This is a genomic window from uncultured Gimesia sp. (assembly GCF_937919775.1).
Classification (GTDB): Bacteria; Planctomycetota; Planctomycetia; order Planctomycetales; family Planctomycetaceae; genus Gimesia.
The window spans coordinates 1-4,421 of sequence record NZ_CALFPF010000698.1 but is presented as its reverse complement, the minus strand read 5'-3'; the positions used below and the strand labels follow the sequence as shown (position 1 = coordinate 4,421).

5 protein-coding genes and 1 pseudogene are annotated in these 4,421 nt (G+C 49.6%); all 6 read right to left on the bottom strand.

What is annotated here, in order from left to right:
• Nucleotides 1-217: pseudogene (locus tag Q0294_RS19805) on the bottom strand (hypothetical protein); the annotation flags it as partial.
• A gap of 137 nt (nucleotides 218-354) precedes the next feature.
• Nucleotides 355-1,755, bottom strand: a complete 1,401-nt coding sequence (locus Q0294_RS19800; RefSeq protein ID WP_299468906.1) for a POT family MFS transporter — start codon at nucleotides 1,753-1,755, stop codon at nucleotides 355-357.
• A 44-nt stretch (nucleotides 1,756-1,799) separates the two neighbouring features.
• Entirely contained in the window at nucleotides 1,800-2,486 is a 687-nt protein-coding gene (locus Q0294_RS19795) for a DNA repair protein (RefSeq protein ID WP_299468904.1), read from the bottom strand.
• A gap of 21 nt (nucleotides 2,487-2,507) precedes the next feature.
• Nucleotides 2,508-2,813 carry a hypothetical protein gene (locus Q0294_RS19790; RefSeq protein ID WP_299468902.1) on the bottom strand — a complete coding sequence of 102 codons (306 nt, stop codon included), beginning with the start codon at nucleotides 2,811-2,813 and terminating at the stop codon, nucleotides 2,508-2,510.
• Entirely contained in the window at nucleotides 2,803-3,750 is a 948-nt protein-coding gene (locus Q0294_RS19785) for a metallophosphoesterase (RefSeq protein ID WP_299468900.1), read from the bottom strand. The genes Q0294_RS19790 and Q0294_RS19785 overlap by 11 nt, the downstream gene beginning before the upstream one ends.
• On the bottom strand, nucleotides 3,740-4,421 hold a 682-nt coding region (locus Q0294_RS19780), incomplete at its 5' end, for a hypothetical protein (protein ID WP_299468898.1). The genes Q0294_RS19780 and Q0294_RS19785, both read right to left, overlap by 11 nt.

Genomic DNA, 4,421 nt, shown 5'->3' with positions numbered 1-4,421 from the left:
AGACCACTTCCAGGTGGTATTGTTCTTCACCCACTTCCAGAATATGCCCGCCGTTCGGCCCGTGCGCATGTTCGTGATCGTGAGAATGTTCTGCTTCAGCGGATGCTTCTGAATCTTTAGCATCAAATTTACGAGTGTCCTCTTTCGATGAACATCCCACAAATAATGCCAGCCCGAGACCACAAACCGCCACCTGAAACGTTTGAGAGAAACGCATTTTTCATTCCTTATCTAAGCGTAGAAATTTTTGATTTTCTGTGAAATCAATTTGCCCCCGCAGTCACTCGCTGCAATCGGCAAATCATAGCAGGATCGAACATAAAAAGAAGTATTTCGCAATAGATTTGTAAAAGCTTATTGAATCCCTTCCTCCTGAGCCAGCGAGGTATCGGGTTCATCATCCTGGATGTAAGTTTTTCCTTTATAATGCTGCGCCACAAAGATAAACAGAATCGCAGCCACAAACATCAGCCCGGAGAAAAACCAGAAATAGGAGGCTCCTTCCAGTCGCGACGTCTTTTCATCAATCATGATCATTTTATTCACGCCTGCTGTCAGCAGGTTCCCCACCGTCACGGACAGAAAATAGAGAGACATAATAAATGACTTCATCGATTTAGGAGCCTGCGTATACGAAAATTCGAGGCAGGTGATGGAAATCATGACTTCGCCCGCAGTCATCACCAGATACGGAACCGCCTGCCAGAGAATATGGGGTGGATTTTGGGGAGCACGATCAATCCCAATCTGGATCAAGGCGACGATGGCAAATGAGGCAGCCGTCAAAAAGAACCCTATCGAAATCTTACGCAAGGGAGTCAATGGAAAAACTTTGTCAATCAACGGATAAACCACATAAGTAAATGTCGGTATCAGTATTAAGATAAAAAAGGGATTGAATGCCTGAATCTGAGCAGCTCCCAGTTGAAATTCCCCCAGCGGTGTTGTCACAAGGGTATTCATCTGCAGTCCCTGCAGCACCCAGGACGAACCGGTCTGATCGAATAACGCCCAGAACACAGGTAGAAACACATAATACAGCACAGAGAGATTCAGTAACGCCTGTAGCCCTTCTTTACCAAACGTATCTGTGCGAAATTTTTTCCAGCCCGAAGCAGGAATATGCACGAACTGGTTTCGTCCCATCCAGAACAGGATCGTGGCCAGCAGCATGAGAATCCCGGGCAGTCCAAATGCATAGTGCGGTCCATATTTTTCCAGAATCACTGGTATCAGAAGTGACGAAACAAATGCTCCCAGATTAATGGCCAGATAAAACCAGCCAAACACTCTACTCAACAGATGCTTGTTCTGACTCCCAAACTGGTCTCCCACGTGGGCTGAAACGCAAGGTTTAATGCCTCCCGCCCCCAGCGCGATGAGAATCAGTCCGATAAAGAGCCCCACGCGTGTATCATCAATGGCTAATGCCAGATGCCCGAAACAATACACGATAGAAAGTACGAGTATCGTTTTATACTTGCCCCAGAGTACATCAGAGAGCAGAGATCCCAGCAGCGGGAAAAAATAAGCCGTCGCGACAAACAAATGAAACACGGCAGCGGCGTCATGATCTGACATATAGTCCGCTTCACCCCTGGAGTTCAACATGTATTTCGTCATGAAAACCACCAGGATGCCTCGCATCCCGTAAAAGCTGAACCGCTCTGCCGTTTCGTTACCCACAATATAAGGAATGCCGGAGGGCATTCTGGTACTCGGTACGGGGGCCGTCTTATATTTCGCCTGTGCCATCAAACTTTGATATCCTTCCTCAAAGGGTCCGCGTCAAACAGAATTCAGTCGCGCAACTGCCAGTCCGTTTCGATCCGTTGTACCTGCACCCCGTCTTTGGAAGGGGTAAATTGATAGATGCAATCCGCATAACGTTCAAACATTGCCGGATCATGGTGGCTGATCATGATAATTTGAAAACCGAGTGCCTGCCCGGCTTCGTGAATGATTTTCACCAGGCGCGGCACTAAATCGGGCCGCAGCCAGCAATCCTGTTCATCCAGCACGAGGACCCGCCTGTGTTCCGACTCATCGAGAGTCATCAACGCAAACATTCGCAATCCCACCGACAGAACATTGGCCACCGAGCCCCCCTGGCCTTTCATGATGTCTTCCGTATTCCCCTCACGTTCGATCTGAAATTCGACCGTGGCTGCATTACGTTTCCATTCTGCGACCGCTTTCAGCTTCAACGGCTGCTCCAACACTTCCTGCAGCGCAATCGTCAGTTTCTCTTGAATCAACTGCAGTTCCTGCTCAAACAGTTGGCCGCTCAAGGTTTCCAGCGCTTCCGTCACCTGTTCTGAAATCGCGAGATACTTTTCAGTTTCCTGCATCTGCTGTTTGATTTGTCGCTGAGCTTTCTCTTTCTGTTCACGTACCCCGCTCAGCACCCAGCAGCGACGCTTCAGCGTCTGCAATTCCGGCGGAGCGTTGACGGATACTGATTGAGAAGTGATGTCGCCGTTCATTTCCGTTGATCCTCGACCTACTCAGGACACATCCGTCGCATTATGCGCCGCTTCAATTTTCGATAGTTCCGCTTCAATTTCATCCAGACTCTGATGGTACTCAGCCCGTTTACGGGCATTCTCGTCTTTGATCTGCTGGAGCTTTGCTTTCAGTTCGTCTAGTTGATTGATGCCATATTCTTCCAACGCTTGTTGTTTCAATTTATCCAAGCTCTGTTGTGCGTTCTTCAGATTGCTCGCAGATTCGATCTTACGATCACGTAACTTTTGAAACCGTTCCGTTAACGCTTCGATATCCGAAACAGATCCCTGCTGTTCACTCGTCATGACTGTAAACCTCATTTGCTAATTTTTTGACTTCTTCCGCAACGGTCGACTCAAATTGCTCCAAATTTTTTTCCAGGAAGAATTTCAGCCCTGCGGCAGTATCCGTTCTTCGTGACTGTAGTTCCGCCAGCCCCGAAATAAAAGCTGAAGGAACCCCCTCTGCGGTCTCTTCGCAGACTTCTTCATGAAAGACCTCATCAAAGGGTACATGGGGAATTTCAATCACCGATCGCTGCCAGCCTTCGGCCGTCGCTTCCAATTTCAACACTGAAGGCACATGCGCCCGTGACGCATCACTGCGGGAGCGGCGGATAATATTTCCGGGAGTGATCCAGGTTGTCTGCCCTTTCTGAACGTCTTCCAGCCTCCGATGAATGTGGCCATTGACGACGAAGTCAACCCCCTGAAGTTCATATGGTCTGAAATACCCCTGCTCTTCATAACCCGGCACGACGAGATCATGATGCGTCACCCAGACGACCAGTGGGGAATCCGATCCAGCTTCCAATTCAATCGTTTTAGGCAGTTTCTGTCCCCAGGAAGTCCCACCCACAACCACCGAACGCCCGACCATTGTTCCCCGCCAGGGAGTCTCTTCCGAAAGCAGACAATAACGGCCGGCCTGAATCAGAATGCTGAGCGTATCATGTTCATTCAGTTGATTTTCACGGCAATCATGGTTTCCATAAATCCCATAAACGGGCGTCTCAAATAGAGCCAGCAACTCATAGAGCAACCAGTTCTGATTGTCGCGTGGTACATGAAACAGATCACCCAGAATGACGGGGAGCAGTTGCTGTTCATCTGCGGTTTGCAGGCACCATCGCAGTTTCTCCAGTACGACCTTGGGATAGTCATCTTTGCGAAAACCGGGCTTTCGGCCTTCCACATGCGGGTCGCCAATCAGCAGCACACCACGATAATCCTCACGTGCCATGAATGTGCCCCTTCAATCCTGTTTCCGCATTCTGTATGAACCGGTCCGGCTTCAATTCCTCTCCGCAGGTGGGACAAGTCGGATTCTCTTCCGCCCAGCGCTGTAATGCTTCGCGAACCCGATGATGATCCGCTGCCGCCTGTTCATAAATCTGCTGTCGCTGCTGCTTTTCTGCTTCAGCTGATTCCCACTGCTGGCAGAGTTGCGTTAAAACATCTTCCTCTATCAATTGGGGAAGCGCGTGGCACTCAGTTAAAATTGCTACCTGTTCCCGATGACGTTGCTCCCTCTCTTCCGTGAACGACAGTTGGTCAATCAGTTTTTCCAGTTCCTGAGAATCGGTGAGCTTCGGAGGATCGGGCAATTTCTCAAGACAACGCTGTGTTTCGGTTGAGCGCTGCGTGATCTCTAATTGAGATAACATATTCCTGACCAGCGATTCCAGCGGCACTTCATCCTCAATCAGAGGCGGTTCTGCCAGCGCGTCTAATCTCTGCGTGCTGGCCTGCAGTTCCTTTACAGACCGTTCGCTGGCCAGCCAATAGTCTACCAATTTTTCCAAGGGCTTTTCGTTTTCCTGCTCCAGTTCAGCCGGTAATTCGCTGAGGCAGCCGACCTGTTGCAGCAAGCGGCTCACGTCATCGCTGGCCCGAGACAGTTCACGTATCATC

Coding starts and splice junctions, on each gene's coding strand:
- Q0294_RS19800 (WP_299468906.1), bottom strand. CDS start 1,755: ATGGCACAGGCGAAATATAAGACGGCCCCCGTACCGAGTACCAGAATG.
- Q0294_RS19795 (WP_299468904.1), bottom strand. CDS start 2,486: ATGAACGGCGACATCACTTCTCAATCAGTATCCGTCAACGCTCCGCCG.
- Q0294_RS19790 (WP_299468902.1), bottom strand. CDS start 2,813: ATGACGAGTGAACAGCAGGGATCTGTTTCGGATATCGAAGCGTTAACG.
- Q0294_RS19785 (WP_299468900.1), bottom strand. CDS start 3,750: ATGGCACGTGAGGATTATCGTGGTGTGCTGCTGATTGGCGACCCGCAT.